14 protein-coding genes, 2 pseudogenes and 1 riboswitch are annotated in these 17,256 nt (G+C 35.2%); of the genes and pseudogenes, 1 reads left to right on the forward strand and 15 read right to left on the reverse strand.

Features of this window, described 5'->3' with window-relative positions; genetic code table 11:
• Positions 1-13 precede the first annotated feature (13 nt).
• From ACVWY7_RS14625 to ACVWY7_RS14685, 13 genes and pseudogenes are all read right to left on the reverse strand, one after another.
• Entirely contained in the window at positions 14-880 is an 867-nt protein-coding gene (locus tag ACVWY7_RS14625; RefSeq protein ID WP_000706182.1) for a metal ABC transporter permease, read from the reverse strand.
• On the reverse strand, positions 877-1,626 hold the full coding sequence (locus ACVWY7_RS14630; protein WP_000513555.1) for a metal ABC transporter ATP-binding protein: 750 nt from the start codon (positions 1,624-1,626) through the stop codon (positions 877-879). Before ACVWY7_RS14630 ends, ACVWY7_RS14625 begins: the two co-directional genes overlap by 4 nt.
• 373 nt (positions 1,627-1,999) lie before the next feature.
• Positions 2,000-2,599, reverse strand: a complete 600-nt coding sequence (locus ACVWY7_RS14635; protein WP_000701545.1) for a DJ-1/PfpI family protein — start codon at positions 2,597-2,599, stop codon at positions 2,000-2,002.
• A gap of 55 nt (positions 2,600-2,654) precedes the next feature.
• Positions 2,655-3,638 (reverse strand): phosphotransferase, encoded by a 984-nt coding sequence (locus tag ACVWY7_RS14640; RefSeq protein WP_000680505.1) that lies wholly within the window; start codon positions 3,636-3,638, stop codon positions 2,655-2,657.
• A gap of 56 nt (positions 3,639-3,694) precedes the next feature.
• Positions 3,695-4,524: pseudogene (locus tag ACVWY7_RS14645) on the reverse strand (GNAT family N-acetyltransferase).
• 158 nt (positions 4,525-4,682) lie between these two features.
• A complete protein-coding gene (gene arsC / locus ACVWY7_RS14650) occupies positions 4,683-5,087 on the reverse strand; it encodes an arsenate reductase (thioredoxin) (protein WP_456523848.1) in 405 nt (134 codons plus the stop codon).
• Positions 5,088-5,112: 25 nt separating this feature from the next.
• Positions 5,113-6,153, reverse strand: a complete 1,041-nt coding sequence (gene arsB, locus ACVWY7_RS14655; protein WP_456523849.1) for an ACR3 family arsenite efflux transporter — start codon at positions 6,151-6,153, stop codon at positions 5,113-5,115.
• A gap of 18 nt (positions 6,154-6,171) precedes the next feature.
• Positions 6,172-6,609, reverse strand: coding sequence for an ArsI/CadI family heavy metal resistance metalloenzyme (locus ACVWY7_RS14660; RefSeq protein WP_456523850.1), 438 nt, complete (start codon positions 6,607-6,609; stop codon positions 6,172-6,174).
• Between the two features lie 60 nt (positions 6,610-6,669).
• Entirely contained in the window at positions 6,670-6,975 is a 306-nt protein-coding gene (gene arsR, locus ACVWY7_RS14665; RefSeq protein ID WP_000189771.1) for an arsenical resistance operon transcriptional regulator ArsR, read from the reverse strand.
• Between the two features lie 520 nt (positions 6,976-7,495).
• Positions 7,496-8,173 carry a DUF1266 domain-containing protein gene (locus tag ACVWY7_RS14670; protein WP_073525122.1) on the reverse strand — a complete coding sequence of 226 codons (678 nt, stop codon included), beginning with the start codon at positions 8,171-8,173 and terminating at the stop codon, positions 7,496-7,498.
• 12 nt (positions 8,174-8,185) lie between these two features.
• On the reverse strand, positions 8,186-9,466 hold the full coding sequence (locus ACVWY7_RS14675) for a J domain-containing protein (RefSeq protein WP_002080255.1): 1,281 nt from the start codon (positions 9,464-9,466) through the stop codon (positions 8,186-8,188).
• Positions 9,466-11,166, reverse strand: a complete 1,701-nt coding sequence (gene hscC, locus ACVWY7_RS14680; protein WP_000974591.1) for a molecular chaperone HscC — start codon at positions 11,164-11,166, stop codon at positions 9,466-9,468. The genes ACVWY7_RS14675 and hscC overlap by 1 nt, the downstream gene beginning before the upstream one ends.
• A 507-nt stretch (positions 11,167-11,673) precedes the next feature.
• On the reverse strand, positions 11,674-12,924 hold the full coding sequence (locus tag ACVWY7_RS14685) for an MDR family MFS transporter (protein ID WP_033682583.1): 1,251 nt from the start codon (positions 12,922-12,924) through the stop codon (positions 11,674-11,676).
• Between the two features lie 210 nt (positions 12,925-13,134).
• Here ACVWY7_RS14685 and ACVWY7_RS14690 point away from each other — a divergent pair.
• Positions 13,135-13,392, forward strand: a pseudogene (locus ACVWY7_RS14690) (Lrp/AsnC family transcriptional regulator); the annotation flags it as partial.
• Between the two features lie 65 nt (positions 13,393-13,457).
• Here ACVWY7_RS14690 and ACVWY7_RS14695 read toward each other — a convergent pair.
• Positions 13,458-14,663 carry a M20 family metallopeptidase gene (locus tag ACVWY7_RS14695; protein ID WP_073525124.1) on the reverse strand — a complete coding sequence of 402 codons (1,206 nt, stop codon included), beginning with the start codon at positions 14,661-14,663 and terminating at the stop codon, positions 13,458-13,460.
• Between the two features lie 88 nt (positions 14,664-14,751).
• Positions 14,752-14,853: riboswitch (SAM riboswitch) on the reverse strand.
• Positions 14,854-14,928: 75 nt separating this feature from the next.
• A complete protein-coding gene (locus ACVWY7_RS14700) occupies positions 14,929-17,238 on the reverse strand; it encodes an AAA domain-containing protein (protein ID WP_033682294.1) in 2,310 nt (769 codons plus the stop codon).
• Positions 17,239-17,256 lie beyond the last annotated feature (18 nt).

Genomic DNA, 17,256 nt, shown 5'->3' on the forward strand with positions numbered 1-17,256 from the left:
ATCCTCCAATCAATTATGACAACTCTGCTCTATTTTTTCTAATTTTGATAGCTCTCCAAAACAAACCTTGTGACGGTGAGAAAAAGAATGCTAATGCGAACAAGAATGTTGCAACAAGAACAATTGTCGCACCTGAAGCAAGATTATAAGAGAAACTAAAATATAACCCTACTACAGATGAAAGTGCACCGATGCCTGCCGCTAAATAAATCATGACCCATAAACGATTTGTTAATAAATACGCTGTAGCCGCCGGTGTGATAAGCATGGCAACAACTAGAATAATTCCAACAGTTTGAAGGGATGCGACTGTCACCATTGTAAGAAGAATCATTAAGCCATAATGAATCCATTTGTTCGGCAATCCATAACTTTGCGCCATTGTTGGATCAAAAGTGGATACGAGTAATTCTTTGTAAAACAACATGACAAGGCCGATAATGACAACTCCGATAATAAGTGTCATCCACATATCGGAAGAACGAACTGATAGGACGTTCCCGAATAAAATATGATATAAATCTGAACTACTCTTCATAAAGGTAATTAAAATTATCCCTACAGCAAATACAGATGTGAACATAATCCCTATCGCCATATCATGTTTAATACGACTATTTTGACTTACAAAACCAATTCCAACTGCAGTAATAACACCTGTTAAAACAGCTCCTATGAAATAGTTCATTCCAATCATATAAGAAAGCGCTACTCCAGGAAGAACGGCATGTGAAATGGCATCACCCATTAATGCCATACCTCGTAAAATAATAAAACACCCAATGACACCACAGATAATTCCTACCATAACGGAAGTTAATAACGCCTTCTGCAGAAAACTGTACTGCGTTAATGCATCTATAAATTCTACAATCTTCATGATGAATGTACCTCCGCCGTATTATTAAACAATATTCCTTGATTCACATATGCTTTTGACATAACAGTTGGTTCTAACACTTGTCGTACTTCTCCATAATGAATTAAGCTTTTATTCAATAATAGTAATTTATCAAAATACGATTCTGCTTTACTTAAATCATGATGTACAACAACGATTGTTTTTCCTTCTTTACGTAACTCCCTAAGAATTTTAATAATGGTTTCTTCACTTGTTACATCTATTCCAACAAACGGTTCATCTAAGAAGAATATTTCCGCCTTTTGCGCTAAAGCTCTCGCCAAAAAGACACGTTGTTGTTGTCCACCTGAAAGCTCACCAATTTGGCGATGTTTAAACTCTTCCATTCCGACTTTCTTTAGACATTCAAATGCCCAATCCCGCTCCCCTTTCTTCGGCCTTTTCATCATCCCTAAAGATGGATATGTGCCGATTAGCACTACATCTAAAACTGTTATCGGGAAGTCCCAATCTATATCACTTCTTTGAGGTACATATGCGACACTCTTTCTAACGCTTCGAATACCCTCCCCAAGAATTTGAACATATCCCTTATCAGTCGGAATTAAATCTAATACAGCTTTCATTAAAGTAGATTTCCCCGCTCCATTTGGACCAATAATTCCAACGAGTTTTCCTTGTTCAATTTCAAAAGAAACATTTTGAACTACCTGATTCCCTTGATAGGATACAAACAAATCTTTGACAATTATAGCCTTGCCCATTTTTTATGCACTCCCCTTTCTTTTTTTCATATATGTAATTATTTTGCATTAAGGCAACTTTTGAACAAAAAAATATATCACGAATTTTTAATTCGCACATAAGTTTCCTTAGGGAAACTTTTTTATATGAGTCAAATTATATAAGTTAGATACAAATTTGTAAACTGATTTTTACTAATTTATGAATATATAATGAAAATAATTATCACTATGAAACAAAGTACATGGTTCATTTTATGATCTTTCGGAGAGAATATTACTGTAAAAAATAATCGTGTATAAACGAAAAAGCCAACTCATACGAGTAGGCTCTTTTTCTTTAAGAATATGCAATACGCTCTACAGTAAAAAATAGGATTCAGTGAATAAAAAATCACTTCCAAACAACTCCCCGCCGCTCATATTCCATTCTATGTTCAACAGCAGCTGCAATTTTAGAACTTGCGAACCTTTCCGTAATCCAAAGACCTAAATCAACGCCTGAAGTAACTCCTCTTACAGTAATAATATCGCCTTGATCTACAATTCTGTAAGGAAGAAGTTCTGCTCCATATTTCCTCATTTCACTCTGCGCCAAATGATGCATCGTTGCCTTTTTATCATTCAATATACCAGATGCAGCTAGTAGCATACCTCCTGTACAAACTCCAGCAACAATCGTTCCTTCATTGTGCATCTCTCTAATCATTTTGGTCAAAGTACCAATCTCTGCTTGCTTTCGTGCCCCGTGCTTTGCTTTATGATTCCAGCCACCACCAGGTACAATTAACAAATCTGGACGATTATCCATGCGTAAAAAATCATGTAATTTAACTGTAACTCCAAATGAAGTAGTGACTTCTTGCTTTCGTTCACTTGATACGAGTTCAACTGTAAACGGAGCTCCTTCTTCTATGGCTCTGTTTAATACTTCAAAAGGTGCAAAGGAGACGAGCTCTCCAAAACCATCAAACAATATAATTTGTATTTTCATTTTTAGAACACCTCATATGGTTCCTTATTTGAATCCCAAATTAGGAGAATACATGTTATGTACAAATTAATAATGAAGACAACCTTTCTCCCCTCACTCTATAAACTTCCAAATGTTCTTCTAATTCCCTCTCATCACTTATTACACTTAACGTTTTCTTCACAAAATTCCAATTCAAACTACCAGATAGCCAAAGTAATGAAGAAAGCCTTTTATAATCATTTGATGTTACAATATTATGAGCCTTATATCCTTCTAAAAATGCACTAGCAACACTTAGACTGACTTCATGCGAATGTACGCCTTCTGTTCGAGAATACCATTTTATTAAAAAGGACAATCCTTCAATACGGTCTACATAACTAATAGATTCAAAGTCTACAATTCCTTTTATCTGTTCACTTGATTCCCATAAAACATTCAAAGGATTTAAATCTGTTTGTACGATAAACTCTAATTCACTCGTATATGCGCACTCTATATGATATGTAGCTAGATTTATATACTCTCGTAATTCTTTACATGCGCTTGCCTTACTTTCTAACATATGAATAAACTGGGCATACCCATCCAAGTGAGATTTCTTTTGAAAAATCGAGCTTTGAAATGCATTAGAAATATCATGAATCTTTCTTGCTTCCATTCCGAAGGCTTCTGCAATATTTTCTGTACAATGCGTAATATGTTCTCCTTCAATCCAATTAGACAATACAAATCGGTATTGTTTATCATTCCAAGTGACAATTGTAAATGAATCTCCGGCCCTATTCTCCTTAATCTGCATAAATGGAATCCCATGCTCGCGTAAATAATACGTAAACCTTACTTGCTCTATCAGTTGTTCGTTTGATAACGCCCCAAAAGCTGGATTGATTGTTCGCTTGCTATTTATAAATCTTGCGGAATACCGCTTTCCATTTACGATGATTTTATAGTGTAAATCTGTATGCCAACTGTTCTTATGTAATTCTTCTTCCACTACTAATGTATGAATTTCTTTAAAATAATTCATTACTACATTTCTTATGATGTGTTTCATCCGATTCTCCTTACATGTAAAAATCCCCGATGATAGGTTTGTAAAATACACTTAATTTACTCAAAAGGAAAATAATATCCTACGTAATTAAACACATTTGTAAAACCTACATTTTCTACGACGGCCACAGAAGGCTTATTTAATTCCATACAGTCCCAATATGGAATGATATTATTCTCCAAACACTCTTTTACGAAGCTATGAGCTATCTTTTGAGCTAATTTCCTCTCCTGGTGCCCCTCTATTGTTTCAATATCTATGCAGTGTATATTTTCAAATACAAATCCTGAAAAACAAACACTCACAATTAGATCGTCATAGACAATGCAATAACCGATTCCCTCATTGAAAAAACAATCTGGTGAAGACCAAAACTCTAAAATTTTTGATTGTAAAAAATCAATGTTCTTCAATGAGTCTCTTTGATTTTCATAAAGCGTTTTGCTCATTTTCAGCACTGTGTACCCTTGTTCAATTTTAGGTTCATGATTACCTTCATAATCCTCTTCCTTTAGCATATACACTCTTTGATTCCAACTCTTTAAGTTACGGTGCTGAAATATTCTTTCAATTGTTTTGTTCCAGCTCGAATGATTACCAATTGCTTCAAAGCAATCTAGTCCTGCTTTCCTCGCCTCAGGTACTAGTACATTATTAATAAAACGATTCATTTCTTTATTAAACTCTTCATTTTCAGCATTTCCAATAAAAAAGAAGCCATCATTATTGCCTAACCAAATAAGCCCCGAATTAGGGAAGATATGTTATCTACAAATATACGACCAGGATTCACCCCTGCAATTACAGCTTTGACTTCTAATTGACCTCGTTCATTTATTAAACTACTACATTTATAAAAATCATTCTTACTTAATTCAGAAATCATAAGTTAAACCACCTTTCCGAAACCAATCTATTCTAACTTTATCATTTCATCAGAATATTCTCCATTTGATTTAGTATTTTTTGTAAATCAATGTAGTCGGCTTTATGTATAAAAAAAGCCAATCCCCTATGCAATAGAAGATTGACACTTTCCTTTATTTATTCCCCTGTTTCAGAAAATCGCTTTATACGCTCACCAATTTCATCACGCACACGTTGAAATTCAGACCATTCTTTTCCTGCTGGATCATCAAATCCCCAGTGAACACGATTCACATGCGGCGGAGTAGATGGACATACAGCATCTGCATGACTACAAAGCGTAACGACTAAATCAGCACGATTTAAAATGTTTGCATCAATTATATCTGATGTTTGATTCGTTATGTCGATATTTACTTCGTTCATTGCTTTAATGGCGTTTGGATTCACTCCATGTGCTTCGATTCCTGCAGAATACACATTCCACTTATCTCCTAAATATTGTTTGCCCCATGCTTCTGCCATTTGGCTTCGGCATGAATTTCCCGTACATAAGAAATAGATTGTCTTTTTATTTTCCATGTTGTTTTCCACCTTTGTTTTTAAATTATACTAGTTGATCATTAAAATATTTACGCTTAAACCAAAAAGCGACGTTTACAAGTGCAATCATTACAGGTACTTCAACTAAAGGACCGATAACAGCTGCGAATGCCGCACCGGAATGAATGCCAAATACCCCAACTGCTACAGCAATTGCTAACTCAAAGTTATTACTACCTGCTGTAAATGCTAATGTTGTAGTCACCGGATAGTTTGCACCAATCTTTCTTCCCATAAAGAAAGAAACAAAAAACATTACAATAAAATAAATGAGTAATGGAATTGCTATTCTTACCACATCTAGTGGCACACTAACAATCATCTCTCCTTTTAAAGAGAACATAACGATGATCGTAAATAGTAATGCCAGTAATGTAAGTGGACTAATCTTAGGTATAAACACCTTTTCATACCACTGTCTTCCTTTTAACTTCACGAGTACAAAGCGCGTCAACATACCTGCTATAAAAGGAATTCCTAAATAGATAAATACTGATTTTGCTACTTCTATCATTGTAATATCGACAATAGCCCCTTCAATCCCTAACCATTCTGGAATGAATGTTACAAATACGTATGCATAAACCGAGAAAAAGAGCATTTGGAATACCGAATTAAAAGCGACTAAACCTGCCGCATACTCTTTATCCCCATCGGCAAGATCGTTCCAAACAATGACCATTGCAATGCAACGTGCTAATCCAATCATAATGAGACCAACCATGTATTCTGGTTTATCAGGAAGAAAAATAATTGCTAAAACAAACATAAGTACCGGACCAATAATCCAGTTTTGTACTAATGATAAAACTAACACTTTAACATCTTTAAATACTCGGCCCATTTCCTCATAGCGAACTTTCGCTAATGGTGGATACATCATTACAATTAAACCAACTGCAAGCGGAATAGACGTCGTTCCAACTTGTAATGTATTCAGTCCGTCTACTACACTAGGCAATACAAACCCTAAACCAATCCCAACAGCCATCGCTAGAAAAATCCATAGTGTTAAATATCGGTCTAGAAAGGATAAGCGTTTCATTTTATTTTCCATCTCCTATTAACAACAAGAATTTTTAGCTACCTCATTTGCAGTCGTGCAACATGATGACACTTCAATTTTGTGAACATCACTATGTGCTTTCGTATAAAAGAATTCCCACTCATTCCCTTCAGGGTCTGTTACCCAAAACTTATCTTGCACTGCATAGCAACAAGTTGTATCCATCTCATCACGCGCAAAGAAACCTTCTTTTTCTAATCTTTCTTTATGTAATGTGATTTCTTCAGCTGTATCCACTTGGAAACCAAAGTGATTTACCTGATTTCCATTCACCTCATCTCGTACGTTCAGCGTAAAATTAAGACCTGGCGTCTCTAATAAAAATTTTGCATAATCCGTTTTCACCTTAACTGGTGAAACACCAAATACCTTTTCATAAAATTCAATAGACTTCTCTAAATTCGTAACGTTTATACCAACGTGAACATATCTCATATATTATTCCTCCTCTTTATATATATTTAATCAACTTTTTTTGATTAATAGTGCAAAATTTTAACAACAGCTACCTTTGCCTGTTTTTCTAAAGATACAACACAATTCTTCCGATAATAAATTATTCACTTCCGCATCATTTAAATCATAATAACTCCACGTACCTTTTGTTTCTTTTACAATTAAACCTGCTTCTAATAAAATCTTTAAATGATAGGACAACTTAGATTGTGTCATTTCAAAAATCTCTGTTAAATCACATACACAAGTCTGGCCTCGCTGACAAAGTTCATACATAATCTCTAAACGTTTTTGATCAGCCAACGCTTTAAATTTTTTCTCATAGAGCTGAAAATCTTGCGTCACTGTAGTTCACTCTCCCTTCATCAAGTTTTTTTGATGTTTATAGTATATACGTTGATTCAGTCTTTATGCAACTTATTAATCAAGTTTTTTTGATTAATATAACATTCTCTTCTTTCCCATAACAAAATTTAAAAGTTATCGAATAGTAAATAGAGATGAACTGCTTTCTATTAAACGCTTCATCCTTCTATTATCTCAGTCCCCTCTTTTCCCATCTTGTAGATAATATACTTGTAGTTCCTTAACAAGTAAATCATTGTATCTGAATGTATTTACATAATAGAAAAAATAGTACGTTATCCTTACTATGATTCTCATAAATAGGATAACGTACTATTTTTATACGAAATAAAGACCCTTTGAAGAACCTTCTCATTTCTCAATTGATTTAACATAAAGTTCTGTTATGGAACTAAAATTAGATCTTCAAACAACCATACTGCGCCTTCTTCATTTGGTAAAGTATTATTTATTAACAAATTTAATATAATCCGGTCTAGTATAAGGTTCCCCTCAAAAATTATCCTTCCTTTAAATCTGTAAGGAGGTCATTCTTCCATGCAATTGTATTCAGATAAGAACCTCTAATTCTAAACATATCCAAGTTGTAACAAATATTGTATTTATTTTCGTTCGTGAATTTTATGTCCAATTTATTAAAGTGACTACCGATATGAAAAGCAAGAAAATACTCATGCCAATCTGAATAGGAGTTTTGAGCAAGTTTTGCCGCTTGTATCATATAATGCTCCGCTTCTTTTTTAGATAAATAACCTAATCTTTTACCAATTCGACTTAAACAAATACACCATGCATAATCAAATGCAGCAATCCCAGCATCAGGTAGCATGTGCAATGAGTAATTCACAACGTACATTTTTTCATCGTTTGATTGTCTTGGAAGTAATAGCTTTCGCTGTGCTTCTGAAAGAGGAGTTAATTGATTGTGCATAGTTTGAAATTCTTGGCGCGATCCTTCTTTTAATAGCCACTCAATCATTTCTTTTAATTGTTCCGGTTCGGTACAATCAAATCTTCGTAATTGTGCTTTCAAAAACTTTTTCCCAAGTATACGGTCTCTTATAAATGTAAATTCATATTTTGTAAAATAATGAATAAGAAGATAAGTATCCATACATATTGTAGACATGCATCGAAAATATTGTTCTACCTGTTTTTTCTTTCTTGAAACGAACACTTAAGCTCCTCCTTATATTTTGATTTTCAGTCTATAAAACTTCCACGCTTCCCAAACAACTGGAAGAAGAAGGATATATTTGAAAGGTAATCGCGTAATAATAGCAAGAATAAAAAATAAAATATACACCCAAGTACGTCTTAAAAACATGCCACTATACATCAATATCCAACTAAATACATAAGCCATTGTAAATCCTGGTTTATTTGGTTTCTTTCCCCTTTGTGCCATAAATGAATTGAAATATGAGAGAAATTCAACATGGTTTATATCTATTTGTAAAGCATCCTGCACTATTTTTTCAGCTTTATCTATTTCTCCCACTTTTTCTAAACATTTTGTCATCATGAGCATCGCATCCATATGCTCTGGATGGACAGAAAGAAGATGTTCACAATCTTTGATAGCATCATGAAATTGACCAAGATTATGCTGAATATGAGCACGATATAATAATGCATCTGGGTCATCTTTATCAATCAACAGAATATTGCTAAATGCTTGTAATGCCTTCTCCTTATTATCTATACGTAAATAGTAAATACCTTGCATACGTAATAATTCAGGGTCCCTTTGATACATTGCAAACGCACGATCCAGTTCTTCTTTTACATCTTCTAATTCATCCGCTATCAGTTTCCTTTGTATTTCTTCTCGTATATAGAAATACAACTCAAAATCTAAATCAGCATTTTTTTCAAAAATATCATAACGCATTTCTTTTTCGCCGCTAATTCTTTCTAATAAAAATTGGATTGTATTTTCTCCATATTCATTTACTAAATCATTTTTTTGCTCGCTGAATCGAAATACTTGATCGATTAATTCCCAAATCGAATGTGGGAAGTGATAATGATATAAGAAAAATTCAATTAACTGATCTTGTAGTGCTGCTGCATATTGAACATCCCATATCACATCTGAACGTAATATTTCTTCCCAATTCCCCTGCTCTATCCGTGCAAAGAAATTATCATAAAGCATCTCAACACTTTCCATGAATGTATAGACTGGATGTTCAGCAATTGTAGTAGTAGCAATTTCCGCATCACTATCAGTCCATGGAGAAAATACAAGTTCCCTATCAGAAGCATTCATTTCATCTATTTGAATCGACGGCTTATCTTTCATATTTTTCGCACTTTTCACTGCCTGGTCAAACGCTTCTCTTAATCTTTGATATCCTTCGGGGTCATCTTCTGGATGATGTATTTTCAGGAGTTTTGCATAAGCTTTTTTAATCACTGAAATATCGTCAGTAGGTTCAATCTCCAATGTATTCCAAATACTCATTAGCGATTTGCCCACCTTTCCATACTTTCAATATGTTCTTTTAATATACTGGAAGCTTCTTTAATCTTTTTATCATTTTGCGTTGTAAGCACGCTCTCAAATTGTTGCAGTAATATAGAAATCTTTTTGCGTTCATCACCAAGTAACTCTTCATAAAGCCTTTCGCACTTTGCAAGAAGAAGTCGATTTTCTTCTCTATCTCTCGGATGAATTTTAATATCTCTTAACTCTAAAAGTCTCTTTTCTATTTCTGCATCTGTAAGATTTCCAGCGTTTTGCTGTATGATCGTTCTTTTCTTTTCTCCAGTTGATGTACTTATTACCTCAACTTCAAGAATGCCATTAATGTCGTATGTATAACGAATATCAACCGACTCATTTCCAGCAGGAGCAGGAGGAATCTTAATTTTGAGCTCACCTAGTTTTAAATTATTTACTACCCTACGGTTTTCCCCTTGATAAACATCAATAGTTATAAATTGTTGTTTATCCTTTACTGTATATAGTCGCTCCACCTTACTTACAGGAATTGGTGTATTTCTCTCTATAATAGGGAAGAAGTACCCAGACTCTGACTTACCATCTCCAAATTCTTGAACAACACTTGTTCCTAAAGAATATGGACAGACATCGGTTAAAATCACTTCTTCTAAAGCCTTATTTCGTTCTTTTAAGGCAACTTGAATTGCAGCACCTAAAGCAACTGTTTCATCTGGATTTATATTTGCATAAGGCATACGCCCAAACATTTTAGAAATAACAGATTTCACAAGAGGCATCCGAGTAGCTCCACCAATTAAAATTACAGCATCTAAATCATTCGGGTTTAACGAAGCATCGCGAAGAGCACGTTCAATTGGATAACGAAGACGTAACAGTAGTGGAGTTACAATTTTTTCGAATTCTCCCCTATTTATACTCGTTTCATATGTTTGATTTTGAATCACAACATTCATAGTCGCAGCTGATTCATTACACAAAGTAAGCTTACAACGTTCTGCTTGTGTATAAATTAATGATAATGTTTTTGAATCCAGTGAATCTGGATCCAGTTGATGCGATTCTAGGAAGAAGGTCATTAAACTTCTTGTGAAATCTTCACCACCAAGATAATTATCACCAGCAATAGATTTTACATCCATTATCCCTTCAAACAATTCCAAAATGGAAACATCAAAAGTTCCTCCACCTAAATCAAATACAAGAAATTTTGTTTCCGATTCTTCTTGGTATAAGCCATAAGCAATTGCCGCAGCCGTTGGTTCGCTAATAAGACGTTCTACTGTTAATCCTGCTATTTCCGCTGCACGTTTCGTTGACTTTCTCTGCGTATCGTTGAAATAGGCAGGGACACTAATTACAGCACCGGTAACCTCTTCATTTAAATACGCTTCTGCGTCTTGTTTCAAAGATTTAATAACAAAAGATGATAACTCTTCAGATGAAAAAGTATATGTACCCAGCTCATATTTTTTCTCTGTTCCTATAAAACGTTTAAAAGTTGCTGCTGTCAGTTGTGGATGAGTAATTAGTCGCTCTTTCGCAATACGCCCAACTAAAATTTCACCCGTTTCATCAACGCTAACTACCGATGGTGTGAGAAATTCACCTAAAACATTTGGAATAAGCGTTGCACCATCTTCCGACCATGTTGCTACTAAACTATTAGTTGTCCCTAAATCAATTCCAATTATCGCCATACTAATCCCCTCTCTTTTTACTATATTTTACTATACCATTATAAATAGGAAAAGTATGTAAGAAACTAATAATACTAAACTTTCATAATATAAAAAACCTATTTTAACGTAGTTAATTGAAATAATATGTTAAATTATAAAAACGATGTTCATTTTATAATAAGATCGTTTAAAAATATCAATCATCAAAATTTTTTAGTTTGACCCAAAGTGTAATTTTATTCCTAATCAATTCCTTAACCTTCCTCCCGCTCTATGCTCATAAAAAACGAGGGTAACCGCTACTTGCTCAAATTTCATTTGCAAATAAACATATAAGGTACACTCTAAAAGCAATGTGTACGTTAAATCCCCTTCCTGAAATAATTCCATCCTGAACTTTATCACTTCTACAAAATTACACATACAAAAACGCTATTCTCTCCTATGATTCAACGGAAAAAAATAGCGTTTTTAAATAGTATTTTATTAGCTTGTTATTAATTTACAAGCTTCTTTACTAATTCATCATTCATTATGCATAGTTGTGTTTGAAATCATACGAAATACTTTCACATAGAAAACTGCACTAACAAGGGCACAAAGTAGTATAATTCCGAACACAACGCTTGGAGATAACCATGTAGAAAATACAATCATAATAGGTGCAATAAAGCGCCCGATGGTAAATTGTAAATTAGATGCTGCCATATATTGTCCTCTAGCATTTTCAGGTGCATATTTACTGACAAAACTATGTACAACTGGCGAACGAATCAATTCGCCAATTGTTAATATTGCCATAAAGCCAAACAATAGCCATATATTCGTCGTTAGCCCTATTAAAAACATACCTATTCCAAATAAAACATTAGAGACAAGTAAAACATTTCGATCGCTCCAATTCTCAAAGTATTTTGCAACAGGTAAAGAACATAAAACAAATAAGATTCCATTCAATCCCATCATCCATCCGAAAATTTGAGTATTACTCAAAGAGAATGAACCAGTATTCCATGAGAAAAGAGATTGTGTTGGTACAAATTCTTTTACATATAGCGCAAGGTAAAGATCGAGTTGCATAAAAGCTATCATAATCAAAACTCCCGCAACTATATAAAGAGCGAAAATTTTATCGCTAAAGATTTTCGTATAATTATTCCATTGTTCTTTAAAGATTTTAGAGATTGGATTGTTGTCCCCATCATTTTTAGAAGCTTCTGGCAACGTTTCTCTAATTATGAAATAGATTGCTATAAAATAAATAAATGTAACAATTGTACAAGTCCATAACAGTTCACTTCGATAATGAAAGAAGAAGAATGAACCTAACACTGGTCCAAATACAGCACCGATATTATTTGCTGTAACAAAAGTGGCAAAGACGACCCTTCTATCCTTTTCTGGCACTATATCAGCTATCATTGCAGAACTTGCCGGACTGTATAGTGCCCCGCTAATTCCAATCCCGATATAGGCTAAATAATTAATCCAATGTGAATGGGATAAAGCAAAAACCGCAAACATTGCTACCTGTATAATGGTGCCGAGTAGCATGACCGGGCGTCGTCCTAATCGATCAGCTAAATATCCACCTAATAAATTACCTATTATGCCTACAAGCGGTATAATTGCCATTAAAATTCCGCCGATTGTTTTACCAAAAGCATCGCTATAGTATATTGCCATAAACGGAAAGTACATCCAAAACAATGTATTGAACATAGTTTCGCCAATCAATCTAGTTTTTAAATTTCTCTCCCAGTATAACCATTTCAACGTAATACATCCCCTATTTTAACTTGTCTTCTATTCACTATTTATTCGATAAACTGTCAGTCCAAAGAAAAAATAATAACATAAAGTGAATTTATTTTACAAATTAATATAGAAATCTAAACTTTGATTACAATAAATTTCCTAGTTATTTATAAGAATCTGTTTTTTGGGATATCTCAATTCAGTCGCTTGATGGTCATAAGCTGTTTTCCTTCTATAATTAATAAAAACATTTAAGCATTCATCATGTTTAAAACAAGCCAATGCACTGATTTTATCCAATATTGTAATGCCACTCCTGAAGTAACTGATTTATATCGAATTAGCGGAGAATTTAATTATATGATGAAGGTCATGAGCGATTCGATGGATTCCCTCGCTGCATTTTTAGACTCTTTAATGCAATTCGGATTATCATCTCCTTTAATTGTTTTAAAGAGTGAGTTTGAGGAGAAATTGTCGTTCTAATAAAGTGATAGGCACCAGCTTTCCAAAAAAGGAAAAGGAGTGGATTATCCACTCCCTTTAACCACCTACCCCTGATTTCTCTGCGCCTCTCTAAACTCTTCCTTCACCTTCTCTAACAACCCTTCTTCCGTAATTAATCGATACGCGGTATTTGCTAGTGCTTTTGCTGATGTAATTAGAGCTTTGTCTCCTAATTCTGAACGTGCTGCTTCTCTAAATTCATTCGTATGTGCAATTAAATCATCTGGGCCGATTTTAATGTACGGGTGGATTGTCGGTACAACTTGGCTAACGTTTCCTGCATCGGTTGAACCAATACCAAATCTTTCTTTACGATTTACGTCTTCCCCGAGTAATTCTAGTTCTTCAGCTACGAGGTCGTTATATGTTTTTGTTACGAGTAGTTCATCGATTTCATTTTGGAATTGATGGATTTTTACTTTTGTGCCTGTTGCTAACGCTGCTCCCTGTGCAATGTTTTTTACTTTTTCTGTTACTTCTGCACATCTTTTTCGCGTTGCTGCACGGATGAAGAATCTTGCTGCGGCGTAGTCAGGAATAATGTTAGGTGCTTTTCCGCCTTCTGTAATAACGCCATGAATTTTCACGTCTGACGGAAGTTGTTGGCGAAGTGCGTTAATGCTGTTGTACAGCTGAATCACCGCATCTAATGCATTAATTCCTTCTTCAGGTGACGCTGCCGCGTGAGCTGTTTTTCCGTAAAAATAAAAATCAAGTGGATCGACTGCTAGTGAAGGGCTCGTTGTCGCTGTTTTTCCGCTCGGATGAATCATAAGCGCCGCATCAATATTTTTAAATAAACCTGCTTTTACATAACTTGATTTTGCGCTACCATTTGGCCCGCCTTCTTCTGCTGGTGTTCCGAATACGACAACTTCTCCGCCGATTTCTTCGAGTGTTTCTGATAATGCAATCGCTGCTGCAACGCTAATGGTGCCAATTAAATTGTGACCACACGCATGACCTAGTCCTGGTAAAGCGTCATACTCAGCTAAAAATGCGATTGCTGGACCCTGTTTTCCTGAACTTTTTCGCGCGATAAATCCTGTTTCGTGTCCAGCTATATTGTGCTGCAACTGAAATCCTGCACTACCTAGTAATAAACTTAACGTTCTAGATGCATAAAACTCTTGATTACCAATCTCCGGATTCGCATGAATATCATGACTTGTTTCTATGTACTTTTCCTTATTTCTTTCGATACTCTCTTCAATTGTTTTTCTTTGTGACGCTACTCCTGTCGCTCCCATTTTTCTTCCTCCTTTTATTTTCACGTAAAAAAGCCTCTTTCTAAAAGATAGAAAGAGGCTTCTGTATATACAGTCAAAATGAGCTTCTTTCTTATCTTTCAAGTTACCTTGCTGGAATTGGCACAGTATTCATAACGAATCCGCTGCCGAGGTATCATAGGGCCAGTCCCTCCACCTCTCGTGATAAGAATTTTCATAAAATTATATTAAATTACATTCATTCTAAGTTCATTCCAAATAAAAGTCAAGGAATTCCTATCCGAATTTACCGAATATCTAAAAATCCTTTTAATACACCAATTGTCTCAGGTGCTTGTAGTCTTGCACATACGTACGGAAATTCCGTACTACCTTCAAATATCATTTGAGATGTGAGCGGTGCGCCTGCCCAGAAGATTTCATCATCAATTACGATAAACGGGAATGCTTTATTTTGTCTTTGTAACTTTACATTTTTCAGTGGAACTGGTCCATCACTATACACCGTTATTTGCGCATTTGTACGCATTAACGCTTGCCATACTCGTTTATCCACTTGTTTTGTACTTGGAAGTGAAATCACGATTTTTCGTTTTGCAGCTAAAATATCTTTTAATAGCCCTTTCGGCTCTTCCAGATTCATTTCCATAAACCAACGTAATCGTTTCGATATTTTTCGCTCCCACAATTGTCTTGATGTCGTGCGATCATACACATCTCCGTGGCGTTCTATATGAGCCGTTAATTGTGACAACGCTTGTTTTCTCGAAAGGTTTTTACGCATATAATGACAATCTGATAATTGAATGAACTTCCCTCTCGCCCTTGTCACTGCTACATTGACGAGGCGATGGTTTTTGTGATCAAAGAATAATACACCAGGTCGTTCTTGCGGATAACTGTCAACCGTATCAAAGATCATCATATCCCTTTCAGATCCTTGGAACTTATGAACTGTCGCCGCTAAAACTGGTATGTTTTGGTATTTCGTTCTCTGTAACATCTCTCTAATACACGTTGATAAAAAGCGAGACTGCGCTCTGTAAGGCGTCACAATACCAATTGATTGCACACCATCTAACAGTCCGATTAACATCATTTGCATTGCTATTAAACCAGACATAATGTTAAAACGAGATCCTGAAGCAGCATCTTTTAACGAAAAAGCTCCCATTTGGCTCGTATCGAATAAAACACTCGCTTCATTTGCGAACGGCTGCAATTGCGCAAGTTCTTTACGTTCTGAAACTGATGGATGATCATATACCCTATTTTTATAAATAAACGAATTCGTAAACTTCGATATATCCGCATGCATACGTCTTTGTTCCTGCAACATAAATAGGTTCGGATGTGCTTCTGATTTATTGACAGACTCAACAATTCCGGCATGGTAAAACATATCTTCGCCGAGCCATTTTCGAACGAGTTCATGGTTTGCCATCGCAATTGGAGGTAACTGTAAAAAGTCACCACAAACGACGATACGTTTTCCAAGTGAAGCAGCTAATGCGATTTGCGGAACGAACGCCATACTCACTTCATCTACGACAACTAAATCAAATGTACGCTCATAAATAAGTGAATCAATGGCGCATTTTGATAAAGTTGCGCCAATTACTTTCGCATTTTCAATGTATTCTTTTTCTACTTCTTTAATTTTCGCCCTCTGTTTTCGAAGGTCACTTTCAATTTCCTGCATACGTTTCTTATCAGCAGATGTTGCTTTATACGATAAGATTTTTTCACGAAGATCTTGTCGTGCCTCTTCTAAATAGAGTCTTTCCTCGCCCCAAGATCCGTTCGTCGTTTCAACTAACTTCGACGCAAGTAACGTTTCATGATTTCGTATATGTTCATGTTGACTATAACCGTAACGAACAATTTCACCAGGCGTCCATTTCTTTTTCTTTTCAATTTGCTTCGTTACTTCACTCATTAATACGTCCACTGCGGCGTTACTATGAGCTAACACAAGTACCGACTTTCCTTTTTGATAATGAGCCGAAATAATACGTGATAAATTGTAAGACTTCCCTGTTCCAGGTGGTCCCCATACGTACGTTGTCGGATTGTAAAACGCACGATACGCCAATTCATTTTTCGGGTTTTTCATCTTCTCAATATGTTTCGGACTGCTCGTCCCATTAACAAGACGCTTTATACGATTACGTTTTAGCTTATCTTTACGCGCTTCCTTCAACCTCTCTTGTAGTTGCTCTAAAAGCTGCCACGGTTCACTATATAAAACAGCTTCCCGTATTTCACCTTGTATATAATCATTTAATTTCAGTTCTATTTCTAATCCATGTACAGATAATACTTCCCCTGTCGCTTCCTCACCATCGAACTCAATTCCAATCGGTGAACCTTCAGGTAAGCTTACTTCTGAAATAAGCTGAAATACATATACTGTACTTTCATAATCTGTATATAAAAAACGACCGTTCATGATAGAAATTTTACTACCACCTATCGTTTTCCAATGTTTAATTTCATATGCTAATGCATAATGCCACTCTTTCATCGTTTCCGATAATGAAGGAGTTTGAGTAGGTGTATTCATCGTATAATCTCCTTCCTTCTCCCCAAACATACTTTCTCACTATACCAT

It is taken from the genome of Bacillus sp. TE9106W, assembly GCF_054062215.1.